This window comes from Longivirga aurantiaca, from assembly GCF_042660085.1.
In the GTDB taxonomy this organism is placed as follows: Bacteria; Actinomycetota; Actinomycetes; order S36-B12; family CAIYMF01; genus Longivirga; species Longivirga aurantiaca.
Map to the genome: position 1 here is coordinate 137,289 of NZ_JBHSTI010000002.1, position 17,120 is coordinate 154,408.

Genomic DNA, 17,120 nt, shown 5'->3' on the forward strand with positions numbered 1-17,120 from the left:
CGGGTGGGTCTGGTTCGCCCCGATCGTCGTCGCGGACCTGATCTTGCGTCGGCGCGGACCACGCGCCGACCAGGAGGATCCGCCTCGGGGACGACGCGAACGCAGCAGCGGCTGACGCGTCGAGGTGCCGATCGCGCTCGTGCTCCGGGGTCACGGTAGAGGCTCGAAACGGTGAGATCCGTGGTGGCCCAACGGATCCAAGGAATCCGTGGAAACCCCTTGCGTTCGTACATGTGTACTATTACACTCCTCGCATGGACCTGACCCGCGTCGATGTGATCCCCGCCCCGGCGGGGGTCCCGGTGTCGTACGTGGAGTCGCAGTGGCACCGCATCTCCGCCGAGCTGGAGGCCGACCGCGCGTTGACGCGCCTGGCGGGCATGCTCGACCGCGACCCCTGCTGGGACGACCTGCGGACGTTGGCGGGCGTGCGGGACGTGCCGCTGGACCAGGCCGGGCGGTTGATGCGCCTGATGGCGACCCAGCGGGTGTCGAGCTTCCTGAGCGGTCAGACGGTCCTGGGCATCGTCGAGATCGCTGACGAGGGCGAGGCCCCCGAGGCGATGGACGAGCGCACCGCCCGGCACGAGGTCGGGCTGGCACTGGGCCGATCCAAGGACCAGGCCGCGTTCCTCATCACCACCTACACGCGGCTGGTGCAGGAGTTCCCCGACTTCGTCACCGCGCTCACCGCCGGCCGGATCACCCTCGGACACTGCTACGTCCTGCACGAGGAGACCGTGGTCGTCACCGACCCAGCCGCCCTGGCCCGGATCGCGGGCAAGGCCCTCCCGCTCGCGCAGGCGCAGTCCGCCACCCGGTTCCGCACCGCGCTGCGCCGCCTGATCCAGCGCCACGACCCCAACGCCGCCGAGCGCCGCCGCCAGGCCCGCCTCGCGCGCCGGGTCACCTACTCCAACCTCGGCGACGGCGTCTCCTCGATGACCGTGGTCGCGCGCACCGAGGACGTCGAGGCGATGCGCGAGAGCATCGACGACGCCGCCATCTCCCTCATCACCGCCGACCGCGCCGCCGCCGACGCCGAAGCAGCTGCAGCGAGTGACACTGGAAGTGACGCCGGGCAGGGCGCCACGCAGTCACGCCCCCGCCTGACCACCGCGCAGGCCCGCTCCGACGCCGTCGTGGCCGCGCTGCTCGGGGAGGTCGACGACGACGGCATCGTCACCTACGCCCCGCGCGAGCACCGCCAGAGCCGCCTCGAGCTCGTCATCGACGTCGCCACCGCCGCCGGCATCAAGGACAACCTCGCCCGCCTGGGCACTGACCCGATCTGCGCCGGCGTCGCCCGCGCCCTCATGGTCGACGTCGAGGTGATCGCCCGCGCCCTGGTCGCCGACGGCACCGCCCACCTGCTCGACCTCGGCCAGGACACCTACCTCTCGGCCAAGCAGCGCGCCCACATCCGCACCCGCGACCGCGCCACCTGCCGCTGCTGCGGGCGACGCGCCACCCGAGGCGAGATGGACCACCTCGTCGAGTTCCTGCGCGGCGGCCCCTCCGCCCCCTGGAACGAATGGTGGCTCTGCCGCGAATGCCACCAACGCAAGACCGCCGGCCAGCTCGACGTCGACGGACGCACCGACCACGCCGTGCAGATCACCACCCCGCACGGGATCGTCTACTGCTCCACCCCACCGCCCTACCTCGACGACCCCGACCGCGACTCCGTCCTCGCCGCCCGAACCACACCCGTCCGGTTCGTCCTGCCCCCACGCAGACGACCCCGACCCGCACCCACCCCCGCACCCGACCCTGCCGACGACACCCCACCCTTCTGACCACCCCGCCCCGCAGCCCCCACCCACCCGGTGAGGGCCCCGAGGCATGTCCGGAGCCGGATGCCACTGGATGTGCGCGCCCCGGAAGGCGCGGGCGGGCGGGATGCGGCCAGAATGACGGCATGAGCGAGCAGGCAACGGCATCCGGCGGCATCGAGTGGGTCGCGAGCGGCGACTACACCGACATCCTCTACGCGACCGCCGAGGGCATCGCGAAGATCACCATCAACCGGCCCGAGGTCCACAACGCCTTCCGGCCCGAGACGATCATGGAGATCTCGCACGCCATCGAGGCCGCGCGCCAGGACAGCACCGTCGGCGTCATCATCCTGACCGGCGCGGGCGGCAAGGCGTTCTGCTCGGGCGGCGACCAGCGGGTGCGCGGCGACGCCGGCTACGAGTCGGACGAGGGCCAGGTCGGCCGCTTCCACGTCACCGACCTGCAGGTGCAGATGCGCCGCTGTCCCAAGCCGATCGTCGCGATGGTCGCCGGCTGGGCGATCGGCGGCGGCCACGTGCTGCAGGTGGTCTGCGACCTCACCATCGCGGCCGACAACGCGCGCTTCGGTCAGACCGGCCCCAAGGTCGGCTCGTTCGACGGCGGCTTCGGTGCCGCGGTGCTGTCGGACCTCGTCGGCCCGAAGAAGGCCAAGGAGATCTGGTTCCTCTGCCGCCAGTACGACGCCCAGCAGGCGCTCGACATGGGCCTCGTCAACACGGTCGTGCCGCTCGACGAGCTCGAGGCGACGACCGTGCAGTGGTGCAAGGAGATGCTGCAGCAGTCGCCGTTCGCGCTCCGCCTGCTGAAGGCGAGCTTCCACGCGGCCGAGGACGGGTACGCCGGCATCCAGCAGCTCGCGCACGACACCAACCTGCTGTTCTACGGGTCGGCCGAGGCGCGCGAGGGCCGCGAGGCCTTCAAGGCCAAGCGAACCCCCGACTTCGACCAGTTCTCGCGCCGCTCCTGACCGAGCCCGCTACGCCACCGGCTCGAACACCGCGGTGAAGTGCCGGAGGGTCGGCGGCTCCTCGACGATGCGGTAGCCGGTCAGCCGGTCCGCATGCGCGGCCACGTGGCGGCACGCCTCGATGACGTAGTCCATGTGGCTCTGCGTGTAGGTGCGGCGCGGGATCGCGAGGCGCACCAGGTCGCGTGCTGCGGGCACCTCGCTGCCGTCGGGCTGTCGGCCGAACATCGCGGTGCCGATCTCGCAGGTGCGTACGCCGCCGGCCTCGTAGAGCGCGACGGCGAGCGACTGGCCGGGGTACTGCAGCGGCGGGATGCCCGGCAGCATCGCGCGTGCGTCGATGTAGACCGCGTGGCCGCCGATCGGCGTCACCACCGGGATTCCCGCGTCGCGCAACGACTCTCCGAGGTACGCGGTCGAGCGGATGCGGTAGCGCAGGTAGTCGTGGTGCACGACCTCGCGCAGGCCCTGCGCGAGCGCCTCGAGGTCGCGGCCCGCAAGACCGCCGTACGTCGGGAAGCCCTCGGTCAGCACGAGCAGGTCGCGGCACCGCCGCGCGAGGTCGTCGTCGTCCATCGCGAGCCAGCCGCCGATGTTGCCCATCGGGTCCTTCTTCGCGCTCATCGTCATGCCGTCGGCGAGACCGGCGATCTCGCGCACGATGTCGGGCACCTCGCGGTCGGCGTGGCCGGGCTCGTACTCGCGGATGAACCACGCGTTCTCGGCGAAGCGGCACGCGTCGAGGAACAGCGGCTTGCCGTGCCGGTCGCAGATGTCGCGGACGGCGTGCAGGTTGGCGAGCGACACCGGCTGACCGCCGCCGCTGTTGTTGGTGATCGTCATCATCACGAGCGGCACGTCGTCGCCGCGCTCCTGCAGCAGCGCCTCGAGGGCCTCGAGGTCCATGTCGCCCTTGAAGGCGTACGTCGAGATCGCGTCGAGCGCGGCGCCGCAGACGAGGTCGAGCGCCAGGGCGCCGGTGTACTCGACGTTGGCGCGCGTGGTGTCGAAGTGCGTGTTGTTGGGCACCACCTTGCCCGCGCCTCCGAGGACGCTGAAGAGGATGCGCTCGGCCGCGCGGCCCTGGTGCGTCGGGATCACGTGCTCGAACGGGAACAGCTCGCGGACGGCGTCGCGGAAGATGAAGTACGACGGCGACCCGGCGTACGACTCGTCGCCGTGCTGCAGCGCGGCCCACTGGTCGCGGCTCATCGCGCCGGTGCCCGAGTCCGTGAGCAGGTCGACGATGACGTCCTGCGCGTGCACCTGGAAGAGGTTGTAGCCCGCGGAGCGCACGGCGGCCCGGCGCTGCTCGGGCGTGGTCATCCGCAGTGGCTCCACCGAGTGGATGCGGAAGGGCTCGATGATGGTGCGGAACTCGGGTGCGTCCATGGCTCCAGCGTGGCCGTCGCGCGGCCCTGCCGGAATGGTGTGCGTCAGGGGATCGGACCTGTCAGCCTGCTGATCGTGAGGCGATTCGCGCCTTCAGGCTCACGGACGGAAGACGGCCCATGGACCGCACCGACTGGCACATCCTCGGCGAGCTGCAGGCCGACGCCCGGCTGTCGATCAACGAGCTCGGGCGGCGGGTGAGCCTGTCGGCGCCGTCGACGGGCGACCGCGTGCGCCGGCTGCAGGACTCCGGGGTGGTCACCGGCTACCACGCGCACGTGGACCCGGCGTCGGTCGGTCGCAGCGTGCGCGCCTTCGTGCGGATGCAGTGCTACGGCCCCACCTGCGTGCTGCGCGACCCGGCGGTCGCGGCATGGCCGGAGGTGCTGACCATGCACCGCGTCACCGGCGTCGACTGCACGGTGATGCTCGTGGCCGTCGACGACATCACCGCGTTCCAGGCGCTGCTCGACCGCCTCGCCGACTACGGGCGCCCGGAGAGCAGCATGGTGCTCGAGGACGTCGTCGCCTGGGCTCCCGTCCGCCCGCTGTGAGCCGATCGGCATGATGGGCCACGACCCGGAGGGACGACGATGAGCGATCGATCCGACCGCGTGACCCTGCGGTTCCTGGCGGCACCTACCGACCTCGGCTACTCCGGCACCGTCGATGCCGGTCGCGTGCTCGAGTGGATCGACAAGGCGGGCTACGCCCTCGCCGCGCAGTGGAGCGGCAGGTACTGCGTCACGGCGTACGTCGGCAACGTGCACTTCTCGCGCCCGGTGCTCGTCGGCCAGCTCGTCGAGGCGACCGCGCGGATCATCCACACCGGGCGCAGCAGCATGCACATCGAGGTGTCGGTGACCTCGCACGACCCTCGTGGCGGCGAGCCGGTCGAGGCGACGAGCTGCCTCATCATCTTCGTGGCCGTCGGCGACGACGGCCGCTCGGTCGAGGTGCCCGTGTGGACGCCGTCGACCGAGCACGACGTCGAGGCGCAGCAGGGCGCCGTACGCCGGATCGACCTGCGGGCCGCGATCGAGGCCGCGATGGCCGAGCAGCACTACACGTCGGCCGGCACCGCGCCGCGCGAGGTGCTGCGCTTCCTCGCCGCACCCACCGACGTGAACTGGGGCGGCAAGGTGCACGGCGGCATCGTCATGCGCTGGATCGACGAGGCCGCGCACGTGGTGGCCTCGCGGTGGACCGGCTCGACGCACAACGTCGCGGTCTACTCCGGCGGCATCCGCTTCTACCAGCCGCTGTTCATCGGCGACCTGGTTGAGGTAGAGGCCCGCCTCCTGCACACCGGCACGTCAAGCATGCACATCAGCGTGCACGTGCGCTCGGGCGACCCGAAGGACGGCGAGCTGCGGCTCACCACGCACTGCCTCACCGTCTTCGTCGCGCTCGACGACGACGGCGCCGCTGTGCAGGTTCGCGCGTGGGTGCCGGCGAGCGACGAGGACCGCGCGCTGGCGGCGCATGCCCTCGACCTCGTCGCCCTGCGCAGCGCCGTCGACCGCTCCACGATCTGAGTCTCAGCCCCAGAATAGCGCGGTGGGGTCGCGATCGATCTCGTCCAGCAGGTCGGCGACGGTCGATGTCGGTGACGAGTACGGATAGAGGTGGAAGGCCTCGTGCTGGTCGCACCAGTACAACGACCACAGGCCGGTTGACTTCGTGTACCTGAGACGAGCGATGGGGGACCGCGTCCATTCGCCGTCACCCCGCCATGGTGGCCGGCACTCGACGAGCGTGATGTGTCGGGGAGCGACGTCGCACTCGACCGTCACCTGATCCTGCATCTCGGCTGGCACGCGCTGCTCGCACCAACGTCGCACGCGGACGACGTCAAGCTCCGGGAGACCACCAGGCATACGCCGAGCCTGGCACACGCGAGCGGTCACGCGGCGATGGCGCGGCTGCCGTCGAGGGTGACCACGTGGGCGCTGCTCAGCGTCCAACCGGTGCCGGCGATGGCCGCCTGGGTCGCTGCGATCCAGGCGTGGTCGTCGGGGGTCGGCGTCAGGCCACGCGCGCGGGCGGCTGCGACGATCACCGTGCCGCCCTCCAGGTCGGCTAGGCCTTCGCGCATCGCGTCGAAGAAGGCACGGACTGTCTGCGGGTCGCACGGGCCCGGGTCCGGCCCGATCACGCACGGCTGTACGAGCCGGACGTCGGAGTCGCACGCCAGGACGACGAACGACTCGTCGACGCGGTCGTGATGGCCGACGACGAGGTCCAGCACGTCGGCGAGCAGCTGCGGCTCGGTGAGGGGAAGGGTGGGCCAGTTGTCGGGGAGGTCCTCGAAGGTCATGGCGGGAGGGTGCCCGAGCGGGCGATGAGTGCGCGGACGTCATCCACAGGCACGGGTCTCGTCGTCCGTCGGGCTGACGGGCTGACCACCGGAAGTACGACGTCGGCGGCGCAACGCCCGGCCCGCGGACCGATGGCATACGTCGGCGCCGTGCCTACGGTCGAGGGATGCCTCAGAACGACGCGGGCGACAACCTGCGCACCAGCCTGTCCAGACTCCTCACGTCCGGCACTGACACCAACCCCGCGCTCAACGCGCTGCTGGCCGACTACACGTCGTACCACCGGGTGCTCGCGATCGTGGGCGGCGCGTTCCTGCTCGCCCTCACCACGCTCAGCGTGATGCTGTGGGGGCGGTTCCGGCGCTCACGCACGCCCGGTCGGGGCTGGAGCTTCGAACGCCGCACGTACTTCGGGCTGGGGCTCGTCGCATTCGGCGCCGCGCTGTTCCTGGGGCTCGTCGTCGCGGCGAACGTCAGCACCGTCCTCGACCCGCGGCACGGGTTCGGCGGAGCGATGGGCCTGCTCGGTACGCCGAGGGCCGGGACGTCGGCTGCGCAGCTGCAGGACGCATTCGCGACGTGGCTGCAGTCGGGTGCGCCCTCAGTGCCGCCGGAGGTCACCCGGGCGATCGACGAACGGCTCGCGTGGCAGCGGCCGAAGGCGATCATCACCAGCACGCTGCTGCTGGGGTTCGTGGCTGTCTCGGCGGTGACGTGGCGCTCCCTTATCCGGCGCTCGCACGGTCGAACGGGGAGGCGCTCGCTGCGCGGGTGGGGCCTGCTCGGCGCGGGCGTGTTGTCGGTCGCCGTCGGCCTGGTGCTGATGCTCATGGTGCTCGGCAACACCCAGGGCTCGCTGGCGCCGCTGTCGCTCACCCTCTTCTTCGGGTAGCGATCGCACCGTGGTTAGAGGGTGAGCCGCCCACGCTCGAGCCCCAGCTCCAGCTCGGCGGACCGGCGCATCCAGCGCTCGGCGTCGGCGGGGCTGATCGCGCCGCGGTGCGCGACACCCTGAAGGGCGAGGCCGTCGAGCATCGAGAGGAGGCGCCACGCGGCCGCGTCCGGCTCGTCGCACCTCATGGACCCGTCGGCGACCCCGTCGCGGATGAGCTCGACGAGCAGCGCGTGCCACTCCTCGTTGAGGCGGCGCGAGGTCTGCTGCAGGGCCGGACGTCGTACGGCGTCGGCCCAGGCGTCGAGCCAGAGCTGCATGGCGACGTCGTCGTCGCCGCGCGAGTAGGTCGCGAGGAACTGCTGGAGACGGTCCATCGGTTCTGGACCGACCAGGGCGGCGCGAACCGCGCGCAGGTCGTCGCCCGCCGCGCGCTCGAAGGCGTCGGCGAGCAGGTCGTCCATCGATGCGTAGTAGTGGTGGACCAGCCCGCTCGAGGTGCCCATCTCGGCAGCGACGTCGCGCACCGTGGTCGCGGCGATCCCGTGGCGCTGCATCACGGCCAGCGCGGCGTCGACGATCGCCGTACGACGCCGGTCGGGCGACATCCTGGCCATGACAGGAGGTTACGCCTATTGCGCGTCTGTCCAACAACAACCTAGGGTCTGGTCACCGTGCCGGACTCCGTCGGCACCGCGAACGGAGCATCCCGATGGTCCTCACGACGCCGTTCCATCCGCGTCTCGTCGAGCTCAACGAGTCGCAGCTCTGGCAGCACTGGGCCGGCTACCTCTCCGCCGACCGCTTCGACCTGTCGGCGCGGCAGGAGCACACCGTGCTGCGCAACGCTGCCGGGTGGTTCGACACGTCGCCCCTCAACAAGTACGCGATCCGCGGCCGCGACGCCGAGCGGTTCCTCGCCGGCGTGTTCGTGCGCGACATCCGCACCTGCCGGCCGGGCCGGGCCCAGTACACGGTCTGGTGCGACGACCGGGGGCACGTGCTCGAGGACGGCGTCGTCTTCCGCCACGCATCCGACGACTTCCTCCTGACGGCCGCGAAGCCGAACGCGGGCTACCTGTCGTCGCTGATCGGCAGGCTCGACGTCGAGGTGGTCGACGTGTCGACGCAGTGGGCGTCGGTCGCCGTGCAGGGGCCGAAGTCGCGCGAGATCCTCGCAACCCTCGCGCCCGACGTGCTCGACCTGTCGTTCTTCGCCATGACCCCGGCGAAGGTGGCGGACGTCCCCGTCACCATCAGCCGCACCGGGTTCACCGGCGACCTCGGCTTCGAGGTGATGATCCCGGCCGACGCAGCGCTCGCCGTCCTCGACGCGATCGTCGCCGCGGGGGCCCCCTACGGCATGAAGCCGTTCGGGAACGTCGCCCTCGACATGGCGCGCATCGAGGCCGGGCTGCCGCTCTACGGGAAGGAGTTCACCTCGGCCCGTTACGCCTACACGGACCACGACCGGTTCACGCCGCAGGAGCTCGGCCTGGGCTGGCTGGTGAAGAACCTGGACGACGACTCCCGCCCCTTCGTCGGGCGACGGGCCCTGCAGCGCGAAGCGGCCGAGGGCTCCGCGCGCTGGTCCACCGTCGGCATCGTCGTCGACTGGAGGGCGTACCACGACACCTTCGAGGCCGCCGGTCTCGTGCCGCCCAAGGACCCGGAGCCGGTGGGCTGGGAGACGATGCTGTACGACGACGAGCGCGAGCGCGCCGGCTACGCGACGAGCTTCATGTACTCGCCGATGATGCAGGGCCACATCGGCATCGCACGAGTGCGGCCCGAGCTCGCCGCGGTGGGCACCACGGTGCACGTCGAGACGTCGGTCAACCACCGCTACGTGAACGTCCCGGCACGCGTGACCACGCTGCCCTTCTTCAAGCCCGAGCGGAAGGTCGCCTGACATGGCCGGCACCCAGTACGACGCCCTCGTCATCGGCGGTGGCCACCAGGGACTGATCCACGCCGCCTATCTCGCCAAGGGCGGCCTGCGCCCGCTGGTGCTCGAGCAGCGCTCGTTCGTGGGCGGCGCCGCCATCACCGAGCCGCTCCACCCCGGCTTCTCGTTCACGACGTTCTCCTACGGCCTCTCGCTCCTGCGCAACGAGGTGATCCAGGAGCTCGAGCTGGTGAAGTTCGGCTACCAGCCGCTGTTCATGCCGACGTCGTTCACGCCCATGGACAACGGCGACTACCTCTACCTGTCCGACGACCACGACCTGAACATCAAGGAGATCTCGCGGCACTCGGTGCGGGACGCCGACGCCTACGACCGCTTCCAGCACGACTTCTCGCGCGTGAAGCAGCTCGTGAAGCCGATCTTCGACCGGCGGCCGCCGAACTTCTGGTCGGACCGCGCCGATGACCGCGACGAGATCACCTGGCTCCTCGGGCACCTGGGGTCCGCCGACAAGAAGGTCATCCACGACGCCGTCCGTCTCATCACCGGGAGCACCGCGGACTTCCTCGACGACTACTTCGAGTCCGAGATCCTCAAGGGCGCCCTCGCCGGCTCGGGCATCATCGGCACCAAGGTCGGCCCCATGTCCCCGGGCTCGGGTCTGGTGATGCTCTACATGGGCATGGGCGAGCACGACGGCGACATGGGCGGCTGGTCGTTCCACAAGGGCGGCAACGGCGGGCTCACGCAGGTGATCGCCCGTGCCGCGCAGGCCGTCGGGGTCGAGATCCGCTACGACTCCGTCGTCGACCAGGTGCTCGTGGAGAACGGCCGCGCCGTCGGCGTGGTGCTCCGTGACGGCGTCGAGCTGCGCGCCGGCACGGTGGTGAGCTCGCTCGACCCCCGCCACACGTTCCTCGACCTGGTCGACCCGCGCGAGCTGCCGACCGATCTCGTCGACGACGTGCGCCGGTTCCGCTTCCAGGGCACGGCGTCCAAGGTCAACTTCGCGCTCGACGACCTGCCGAGGTACCCGGCGCTCGGGGACCGCACCGACATCTACCGCGGCTTCGTGAGCGTCAGCCCGTCGATCGAGTACCTCGAGCGGGCGTTCGACGCCGCCAAGTACGGGTGGTACTCCGAGAAGCCCTACCTCGACGCCTGCTTCCAGTCGGTCATCGACCCGGACATGGCACCGCCGGGGAAGCACGTGCTGTCGTGCTTCACGATGTACACGCCGTACGAGCTGCGTGGGAGCGACTGGGACACCGAGCGGGAGAACCTGGGCGACACGGTCCAGCGCCGCCTCGACGAGATCTTCCCGGGATTCTCCGACCTCGTGCTCCACCGCGAGGTCGTGACACCGCTCGACATCGAGCGCACCACCGGGCTCTCCGAGGGCAACATCTACGCCGGCGAGTTCCTGCTGCCGCAGATGTGGGCCTTCCGCCCGGCGCCGGGCTACACCGACTACCGCACGCCGATCGAGGGCTACTACCAGTGCGGCTCCGGCACCCACCCGGGCGGCTGCGTCATCGGCTCGCCGGCCCGCTTCGCCAGCCAGGCGGTGCTCGCCGACCGCGCGGAGCGCTGACCGAGGTTCGGGACGTCAGCGGGGACGTCGACCGCAGCCGAACGTGGTGAGAGATGACCAGAGGCCCGAGCCGTGGGCTCGGGCCTCTCGGTGTCTGTCAGGTGCGGGACCTGTGGTGATGCTGTGGCCAGGGGCGGGGTCGAACCGCCGACCTTCCGATTTTCAGTCGGACGCTCGTACCAACTGAGCTACCTGGCCTCCGCTGCCGTGGGCAGCCCGGAGATCGTAGCCGACGCACAGGGAGCAGCAGAAATCCACCGGGCTGTGACGGCGCCGACACGCTCCGTCGAAAGTCGGAGGAGATTGCCCCCGGGGTGCATCCAGGCCGCAGAGGTGGGCAGAAGAGAGGTCGACGCCCGGAACAGCCGGGCCCGCACAGTCCCCGGGAGCCCCCGTGCGCCTTCGCCGTACCACTGCCTCGCTCGTCGTCGCCGCCGCCGTCGCGACGGGCGCCGTCACAGCTGCACCCGCCGCCACCGCCTCCGCGCCCGGCACCAACTCGCTCGCCAACGTCCTGCTCTCGGACGGCGACACGTTCGACGACAACCGCAACGACTTCGACATCGTCACCCAGGCCGCGCTGGCGGTCCTCGCGGAGAAGCCGGACTCGGCCGTCAAGGTCCTCACCGACGGCACCGTGCCGGTCACCGCGTTCATCCCGCGCGACCAGGCCTTCCGCCTGTTCGTCTACTCGACGACCGGCAAGTGGATCACCAGCGAGCAGGGTGTCTTCGAGGCCGTCGCGAGCTTCGGCATCCCCACCGTCGAGACGGTGCTGCTCTACCACGTCGTCGCCGGTGCCACGATCGACCGGGCGGGCGCGCTGATGTCCGACGGCGCGGTGCTCGACACGGCTGCCGGAGCTCCGCTCACGGTCGACATCGTGCCGAACCGCAAGATCGAGCTCCGCGACCTCGACCCCGACGCCACCGACGCCCGCGTGCGCTGGGACGCCTACGACATCAACAAGGGCAACCTGCAGATCGCGCACGGCATCGACCGCGTCCTGCGCCCGCTCGACCTGCCGAAGGCCTGACGCCTGCAGCAGCACCAAGCCCGCCGGGGCTGACCGGCGAACGACGGTGGCCCGTCCCCTCGCGAGGGGACGGGCCACCGCCATGACGTGCCTGCGCTACAGGTAGCCGCGCTTGCGCATGCCCTTGAGCGCCACCGCGCCGTACAGCGGCGGCACGTAGAACGTCGCGATGCGGTAGACGATCGCGGCTGACAGGGCTGCCGACTGCGGGATCCCGACCGCGGTGAGACCGGCGGTGAGCGCGGCCTCCGAGACCCCGATGTTGCCAGGGATCGGCATGAGGCCGGCGAAGAGCGAGACCAGGGTGTTGATGAGGATCAGCTCGGCGAACGTCGCGGTCTGGTCGAACGCGCGCAGCGAGGCGCCGAGCGCCATCGCAGCGATCACGTTCCAGAGCACGCTGCCGAACAGGATGAGCAGCAGCTTGGTCGGGGAGCGCAGCACCTTCAGCGCATCGATGCTGTCGGCGGCGCGGTCCTGCACGAAGCGACGTACTTTCGGCACCGCGAGGTAGAGCAGCACCGCCAGCACGATGAGGACGACGAGGACGATCAGGACGAGCGTCCAGTTCACGCTCGCGAGCGCCCCGCCGACGGTGCTGGTCGATCCCGACGACGGCGACGACGGCGTCAGCACGACGAGGCCGGTGAGCAGCGTCAGCACGATGACGAGCACCTGCACCAGCAGCCCGCCGAGGGTGTTGATGACGCTGATGGCCACGGCGGCGGTCGGGTTGCTGCCGACGAGCTGCAGGTGCCTGATCGTCAGCGCGATCTTCGCGGCCGACCCGGGGACCGCCAGGCCGAGGAAGCTGATGGCGTACTGCAGACCGAGGACCGGCATGAACCGCAGCCTGGCCATCGAGGCGCCCAGCGTCGCGATCGCCTGACCCACCTGGATGAACGGCGCGATGAGGATCGCCACCAGCACCCACGACCAGTCGGCGCCCTTGAACTCGGCGATCAGCGTGTCGATCCCGATGCCGGCGACGGCGCTGATCACCGACCAGGCGACGAACCCGAGCACCACGATCATGAAGACCGAGGCGATCGTGACGCGCTGGAGCTTCTCGAGCGGCGGCTCCTCGACGCCGGTCGCCTCCGCGACCGCCGCCCGAAGCTCGGCCATCTTCCACTCCGCCGCCTTCGTCGCCGTCTTGGTCTCGGCGTCGAGAGCGGCCGGCTGCAGGAAGGGCATGAGACCGACGAGGTCGTCGTGCGGGAGCGCGGCCTTCGCGACGCGCACCGCGGTCTCGACATCGGTGACCGTGGCCGTGCAGACGAGCATCTGCGCGTTGTCGGCGACCACGTCGTTGGCGTCGGGCGAGCTCGTGCCCGATGCGAGGTCGGAGAGAGCCTCGGTGCCGTCCTCGCGCACGACCAGGGCGTGCGGGCGCACCTGCCCGTGCGCGACACCGGCGGCATGCAGGCTCGTGAGCGCGGCCCAGAACCCGTGCAGCATCTCGTCGGTGACCTCGTCGCGCGCGAGGTCGGGCAGCGCCCGGCCGTCGTCGCGCCGCACGAGGAGCGCGTCCTTGCCCCAGGCCGTGCCGGCAGCCAGGACCGGCTGCACGGGCACGCCCGCGCGCTCGGCGTACAGGGTGAGGAAGGCCTCGTGCTCCACCTGCGTCTGGCGTCCGACCGAGGTCGCGGGGGCGCCGTCCTTGTAGAGCAGGCGCGACCACGCCGACGCGATGAGCGAGCCCTCGAAGGCGTCGCGCCCGTAGATGCGCACGAGGATGCGGCGTCCGGAGTCGTCGGTGCCCGTCGCGGTCACGACGCCACGCCGGTCTGTCGGCGCGTGCTCGAGCTCGCGGACATGCACGCCGAGGTCCTCGAGCTCGTCGACCACGAGCTCGAGCGGCACGCGCCCGCCCGGCGACCCGAAGGCGACGTGGACCGCGGACGCGGCGGCGACTCCCAGCACCACGCCGGCGATGGCGCCGACGAGGAGGTCGATCTCCAGCGCGACCCCGGCGACCGCGCCGAACGACACGAGCAGCCAGCCGAGGCGGCGGTAGGGGCGTGCGAGGTGCGGGGAGGACACCGCGACGATCGCGACCACCAGCGAGAGGCGCACCGCCGGGTAGATGCGGCCGGTGTCCTGCGAGGTCAGGGCGTCCCAGACGCCGCTCCACGTGCCGCCCTCGGCGTAGGCGAGGGCTGTCGCGATGCCGAGCGCGAGGATCGCGGCGACGAGCTGCACGAGGAGCAGGCGACGTCGCGAACGGCCGAACGCGGCGAGCACCACGAGCAGCAGGGCCCATCCCAGGGCCAGGGTGTACGCCGTCTCCCAGAACCAGCCGAGCAGGCCCGGCAGGGCGTCGAGCAGCTGCGTGACGGCGTTGTCGACGGTGCCCGGGCCGGGGGCGGGGACGGAGAGCAGCGCGAGGGTGACCACGGTGACGACCATCAGCACGACGTCGGTGGGACGCCGCTCGAGCGGCGCGTCGGCCGCCGACGACCACAGCTGGCCCGCTCCACGGCGCCAGACCCGCGGGTCCAGCCGGCCGACGGCCCGGGGGGTGGTGGCGGGATCGACCGTCGAGTCGCCGCCGTGCTCCGTCGTCCCCGACATCAAGCCCCTCCACCCTCACGTGCACGCTGCGCAGCCGCCCGTGCACCCACTGGCAGGAACCGTAGCGCCGCCCGCCCGCTGAGACCGACGAATCCGTCGCTACCGGGCCCGGGAGACGACGGATCGATCAGTGCGAGCGCGAAGGTGATCAGGCGGGTTCGGCGACGGCGCCGAGGGGGTCGGTGAGCACCTCGCGCAGGGCCGACCGCGCGGCACCGACGACTGCGGCATCGCGTCCGAGGCGCGACGGCGCGATCGAGATCGGCGCCCAGCGCGCGGACAGCACCCGGCGCGCCACCGCCGCGCGCACCGGTGCCTCGAGCCAGGGGAAGAGCGGGGCGTAGACGCCGCCGAGCACCACGGCGTCGACGTCGAACAGGTTCACGATCGCCGCGATCCCGACGCCCAGCGAGGCGCCGGCGTCCTCGACCGCGCCGACGGCCCGCGGCTCGCCCTCTGCCAGCGCGGCCAGCAGCGTGGGCGTCGCGTCGGCTCCGTGCGCGGAGGACGGCCGCAGCCCGGCGCTGCGCAGGATCCAGTCGAGGCCGGCGACCTGCTCGAGGCATCCCCGTGCGCCGCATCGGCACTCGGGCCCGTCCGGGGCCACCGTCAGGTGGCCGAGCTCGCCGCCGAAACCGCGCGTGCCGCGGTGCAGCCGGCCCTCGAGGACCACGCCGGCACCGACGCCGACGTCGCCGTTGACCAGCACGAAGCTGGCCCCCGCAGCAGGCCACGCGTGGTCGCCCGACCACAGCTCGCCGAGCGCGGCCAGGTTGGCCTCGTTGTCGAGCGAGGCGCGCGGCCAGAGCAGGCTCGACGCCGCGCGCATCCGGTCGAGCACCGGCACGTCGGCCCAGCCGAGGTTGGGCGCGACGCGCAGCACCGACGCCTCGAGGTCGACGAGCCCGGGGACGGCGACGCCGATGCCGCGCACCCTGAGGCCGTCGGCGGCGGCTGCGCGCAGCGCGTCGTCGACGAGGCGCGCGGCCGTCCTCAGCACCGTGCCGACGGGCTTGTCGCGCTGGTCGCCGGGTCGAGACGCGCGGTGCCGCACCTCGCCGGTGAGGTCGACGACGACGCACGAGAGGCCGTCGACGTTGATCTCGACCCCGACGCCCGCGCCGCCGGACGGGTCGAGCGCGAGATCGGTGCCGGGTCGCCCGACTCCGCGCGGCGCACGGGTGCCCTGCTCGCTCACGAGGCCGGCGGCGAGCAGGTCGTCGACGATCGAGCCGACCGTCGCCCGCGTGAGCCCGGTGAGGCCCGCGACCTCGGCGCGGGAGACCGGGCCGTCGGTCACCGCGGCCAGGACGAGGCCCGCGTTGTGCCGGCGTACGTCGGCCTGGTCGGTGGGCCGGGGGCGTCGCGAAGGAGGCGTCGGGGCTATCGACACGGTGCCTCCAGGCGAGTATGTTTGGGCGCTGAACGAATACTCCCCCAGAAGCCCGACGGAGGCAACCATGAACTTCCCCACCCCGACCCCGGGCGACAAGTTCACGTTCGGTCTGTGGACCGTGGGCTGGCAGGCACGCGACCCGTTCGGCGACGCGACCCGCCCGCACCTCGACCCGGTCGAGTCCGTGCACCGCCTCGCCGAGCTCGGCGCCTACGGCGTCACCTTCCACGACGACGACCTCATCCCGTTCGGGTCCGACTCCGACGAGCGCGACAAGCACATCCAGCGCTTCAAGGACGCCCTCGACGCGACCGGCATGAAGGTGCCGATGGCGACCACGAACACGTTCACGCACCCCGTCTTCAAGGACGGCGCGTTCACCAACAACGACCGCGACATCCGCCGCTACGCCACGCGCAAGATCATGCGCAACATGGACCTCGCCGCCGAGCTCGGCGCCGAGACGTACGTCTTCTGGGGCGGCCGCGAGGGCTCGGAGGTCGATGCGGGCAAGAACGTCGGCGACGCGCTCAGCCGCTACAAGGAGGGCCTCGACCTCCTCTGCCAGTACGTGATCGACAAGGGCTACAACCTGAAGTTCGCGATCGAGCCCAAGCCGAACGAGCCGCGCGGCGACATCCTGCTGCCGACGATCGGCCACGCGCTCGCGTTCATCAACGAGCTCGAGCACCCCGAGATGGTGGGACTCAACCCCGAGGTCGGGCACGAGCAGATGTCCAACCTCAACTTCGTGCACGGCATCGCGCAGGCCCTGTGGCACAAGAAGCTGTTCCACATCGACCTCAACGGCCAGCACGGCCCCAAGTTCGACCAGGACCTCGTCTTCGGCCACGGCGACCTGCAGTCGGCGTTCTTCCTGGTCGACCTGCTCGAGGCCTCCGACTACGACGGCCCGCGCCACTTCGACTACAAGCCGATGCGCACCGAGGACATCGACGGCGTCTGGGCCTCGGCCGCGGCCAACATGCGCACCTACATCCTGCTGCGCGAGAAGGCCAAGGCGTTCCGCGCCGACCCGCGCGTGCAGGCGGCGCTCGAGGCCTCGCGCGTCGGCGGCACCGCCGTCCCGACCCTCGCCCCCGGCGAGACGTACGACGACCTCGTCGCCGATGTCGACGCGAACTTCGACGTCGAGGCCGCAGCGGCGCGTGGCTACCACTACGTGCAGCTCGACCAGCTCGCGATCGAGCACCTGCTCGGCACCGCCTGATCGCG

Annotated in this window: 15 protein-coding genes and 1 tRNA gene; 9 read left to right on the forward strand and 7 right to left on the reverse strand. The window is 71.4% G+C overall.

The window, feature by feature from the left end; genetic code table 11:
- Positions 1 to 254 precede the first annotated feature (254 nt).
- Both ACFQGU_RS00830 and menB read left to right on the forward strand, forming a co-directional pair.
- Positions 255 to 1,799, forward strand: coding sequence for an HNH endonuclease (locus ACFQGU_RS00830; RefSeq protein WP_386763452.1), 1,545 nt, complete (start codon positions 255 to 257; stop codon positions 1,797 to 1,799).
- Between the two features lie 122 nt (positions 1,800 to 1,921).
- A complete protein-coding gene (gene menB, locus ACFQGU_RS00835; protein ID WP_386763453.1) occupies positions 1,922 to 2,767 on the forward strand; it encodes a 1,4-dihydroxy-2-naphthoyl-CoA synthase in 846 nt (281 codons plus the stop codon).
- 9 nt (positions 2,768 to 2,776) lie between these two features.
- Here the strand turns inward: menB and ACFQGU_RS00840 are convergent, their stop codons facing one another.
- A complete protein-coding gene (locus ACFQGU_RS00840) occupies positions 2,777 to 4,159 on the reverse strand; it encodes a tryptophanase (RefSeq protein ID WP_386763454.1) in 1,383 nt (460 codons plus the stop codon).
- Between the two features lie 119 nt (positions 4,160 to 4,278).
- On the opposite strand from ACFQGU_RS00840, the gene ACFQGU_RS00845 reads away from it, so the two are divergent.
- Both ACFQGU_RS00845 and ACFQGU_RS00850 read left to right on the forward strand, forming a co-directional pair.
- Complete coding sequence (locus ACFQGU_RS00845) at positions 4,279 to 4,713, forward strand: Lrp/AsnC family transcriptional regulator (protein WP_386763455.1); 435 nt, start codon at positions 4,279 to 4,281, stop codon at positions 4,711 to 4,713.
- Between the two features lie 39 nt (positions 4,714 to 4,752).
- Entirely contained in the window at positions 4,753 to 5,697 is a 945-nt protein-coding gene (locus ACFQGU_RS00850) for an acyl-CoA thioesterase (RefSeq protein WP_386763456.1), read from the forward strand.
- Positions 5,698 to 5,700: 3 nt separating this feature from the next.
- Here ACFQGU_RS00850 and ACFQGU_RS00855 read toward each other — a convergent pair whose 3' ends face one another.
- Both ACFQGU_RS00855 and ACFQGU_RS00860 read right to left on the reverse strand, forming a co-directional pair.
- Positions 5,701 to 6,039 (reverse strand): DUF3024 domain-containing protein, encoded by a 339-nt coding sequence (locus tag ACFQGU_RS00855; RefSeq protein WP_449280322.1) that lies wholly within the window; start codon positions 6,037 to 6,039, stop codon positions 5,701 to 5,703.
- Between the two features lie 26 nt (positions 6,040 to 6,065).
- Positions 6,066 to 6,479 carry a hypothetical protein gene (locus tag ACFQGU_RS00860; RefSeq protein WP_386763458.1) on the reverse strand — a complete coding sequence of 138 codons (414 nt, stop codon included), beginning with the start codon at positions 6,477 to 6,479 and terminating at the stop codon, positions 6,066 to 6,068.
- A gap of 167 nt (positions 6,480 to 6,646) precedes the next feature.
- Between ACFQGU_RS00860 and ACFQGU_RS00865 the strand changes: the two genes are divergently transcribed.
- Complete coding sequence (locus ACFQGU_RS00865; RefSeq protein WP_386763459.1) at positions 6,647 to 7,372, forward strand: hypothetical protein; 726 nt, start codon at positions 6,647 to 6,649, stop codon at positions 7,370 to 7,372.
- 14 nt (positions 7,373 to 7,386) lie between these two features.
- Here the strand turns inward: ACFQGU_RS00865 and ACFQGU_RS00870 are convergent, their stop codons facing one another.
- Positions 7,387 to 7,989 (reverse strand): TetR/AcrR family transcriptional regulator, encoded by a 603-nt coding sequence (locus tag ACFQGU_RS00870; protein ID WP_386763460.1) that lies wholly within the window; start codon positions 7,987 to 7,989, stop codon positions 7,387 to 7,389.
- A 95-nt stretch (positions 7,990 to 8,084) separates the two neighbouring features.
- Here ACFQGU_RS00870 and ACFQGU_RS00875 point away from each other — a divergent pair, with 95 nt between their 5' ends.
- Positions 8,085 to 9,284, forward strand: a complete 1,200-nt coding sequence (locus ACFQGU_RS00875; RefSeq protein WP_386763461.1) for an aminomethyltransferase family protein — start codon at positions 8,085 to 8,087, stop codon at positions 9,282 to 9,284.
- A gap of 1 nt (position 9,285) precedes the next feature.
- Positions 9,286 to 10,875, forward strand: coding sequence for a phytoene desaturase family protein (locus ACFQGU_RS00880; RefSeq protein WP_386763462.1), 1,590 nt, complete (start codon positions 9,286 to 9,288; stop codon positions 10,873 to 10,875).
- 124 nt (positions 10,876 to 10,999) lie between these two features.
- Here ACFQGU_RS00880 and ACFQGU_RS00885 read toward each other — a convergent pair.
- Positions 11,000 to 11,073 (reverse strand) — tRNA-Phe (locus ACFQGU_RS00885).
- Positions 11,074 to 11,269: 196 nt separating this feature from the next.
- Between ACFQGU_RS00885 and ACFQGU_RS00890 the strand changes: the two genes are divergently transcribed.
- A complete protein-coding gene (locus ACFQGU_RS00890; RefSeq protein WP_386763463.1) occupies positions 11,270 to 11,911 on the forward strand; it encodes a fasciclin domain-containing protein in 642 nt (213 codons plus the stop codon).
- Between the two features lie 96 nt (positions 11,912 to 12,007).
- Here ACFQGU_RS00890 and ACFQGU_RS00895 read toward each other — a convergent pair whose 3' ends face one another.
- Both ACFQGU_RS00895 and ACFQGU_RS00900 read right to left on the reverse strand, forming a co-directional pair.
- A complete protein-coding gene (locus ACFQGU_RS00895; RefSeq protein WP_386763464.1) occupies positions 12,008 to 14,488 on the reverse strand; it encodes a lysylphosphatidylglycerol synthase domain-containing protein in 2,481 nt (826 codons plus the stop codon).
- Positions 14,489 to 14,636: 148 nt separating this feature from the next.
- A complete protein-coding gene (locus ACFQGU_RS00900) occupies positions 14,637 to 15,881 on the reverse strand; it encodes an ROK family protein (protein ID WP_386763465.1) in 1,245 nt (414 codons plus the stop codon).
- Positions 15,882 to 15,948: 67 nt separating this feature from the next.
- Between ACFQGU_RS00900 and xylA the strand changes: the two genes are divergently transcribed.
- A complete protein-coding gene (gene xylA / locus ACFQGU_RS00905; RefSeq protein ID WP_386763466.1) occupies positions 15,949 to 17,115 on the forward strand; it encodes a xylose isomerase in 1,167 nt (388 codons plus the stop codon).
- Positions 17,116 to 17,120: the final 5 nt, after the last annotated feature.

What these genes read in the sequence shown, in the direction of transcription:
- ACFQGU_RS00865 (WP_386763459.1), top strand. Translation starts at nt 6,647, where the DNA reads ATGCCTCAGAACGACGCGGGCGACAACCTGCGCACCAGCCTGTCCAGA.
- ACFQGU_RS00860 (WP_386763458.1), bottom strand. Translation starts at nt 6,479, where the DNA reads ATGACCTTCGAGGACCTCCCCGACAACTGGCCCACCCTTCCCCTCACC.
- ACFQGU_RS00830 (WP_386763452.1), top strand. Translation starts at nt 255, where the DNA reads ATGGACCTGACCCGCGTCGATGTGATCCCCGCCCCGGCGGGGGTCCCG.
- ACFQGU_RS00870 (WP_386763460.1), bottom strand. Translation starts at nt 7,989, where the DNA reads ATGGCCAGGATGTCGCCCGACCGGCGTCGTACGGCGATCGTCGACGCC.
- ACFQGU_RS00895 (WP_386763464.1), bottom strand. Translation starts at nt 14,488, where the DNA reads ATGTCGGGGACGACGGAGCACGGCGGCGACTCGACGGTCGATCCCGCC.
- xylA (WP_386763466.1), top strand. Translation starts at nt 15,949, where the DNA reads ATGAACTTCCCCACCCCGACCCCGGGCGACAAGTTCACGTTCGGTCTG.
- ACFQGU_RS00845 (WP_386763455.1), top strand. Translation starts at nt 4,279, where the DNA reads ATGGACCGCACCGACTGGCACATCCTCGGCGAGCTGCAGGCCGACGCC.
- ACFQGU_RS00855 (WP_449280322.1), bottom strand. Translation starts at nt 6,039, where the DNA reads ATGCCTGGTGGTCTCCCGGAGCTTGACGTCGTCCGCGTGCGACGTTGG.
- menB (WP_386763453.1), top strand. Translation starts at nt 1,922, where the DNA reads ATGAGCGAGCAGGCAACGGCATCCGGCGGCATCGAGTGGGTCGCGAGC.
- ACFQGU_RS00840 (WP_386763454.1), bottom strand. Translation starts at nt 4,159, where the DNA reads ATGGACGCACCCGAGTTCCGCACCATCATCGAGCCCTTCCGCATCCAC.
- ACFQGU_RS00875 (WP_386763461.1), top strand. Translation starts at nt 8,085, where the DNA reads ATGGTCCTCACGACGCCGTTCCATCCGCGTCTCGTCGAGCTCAACGAG.
- ACFQGU_RS00850 (WP_386763456.1), top strand. Translation starts at nt 4,753, where the DNA reads ATGAGCGATCGATCCGACCGCGTGACCCTGCGGTTCCTGGCGGCACCT.
- ACFQGU_RS00880 (WP_386763462.1), top strand. Translation starts at nt 9,286, where the DNA reads ATGGCCGGCACCCAGTACGACGCCCTCGTCATCGGCGGTGGCCACCAG.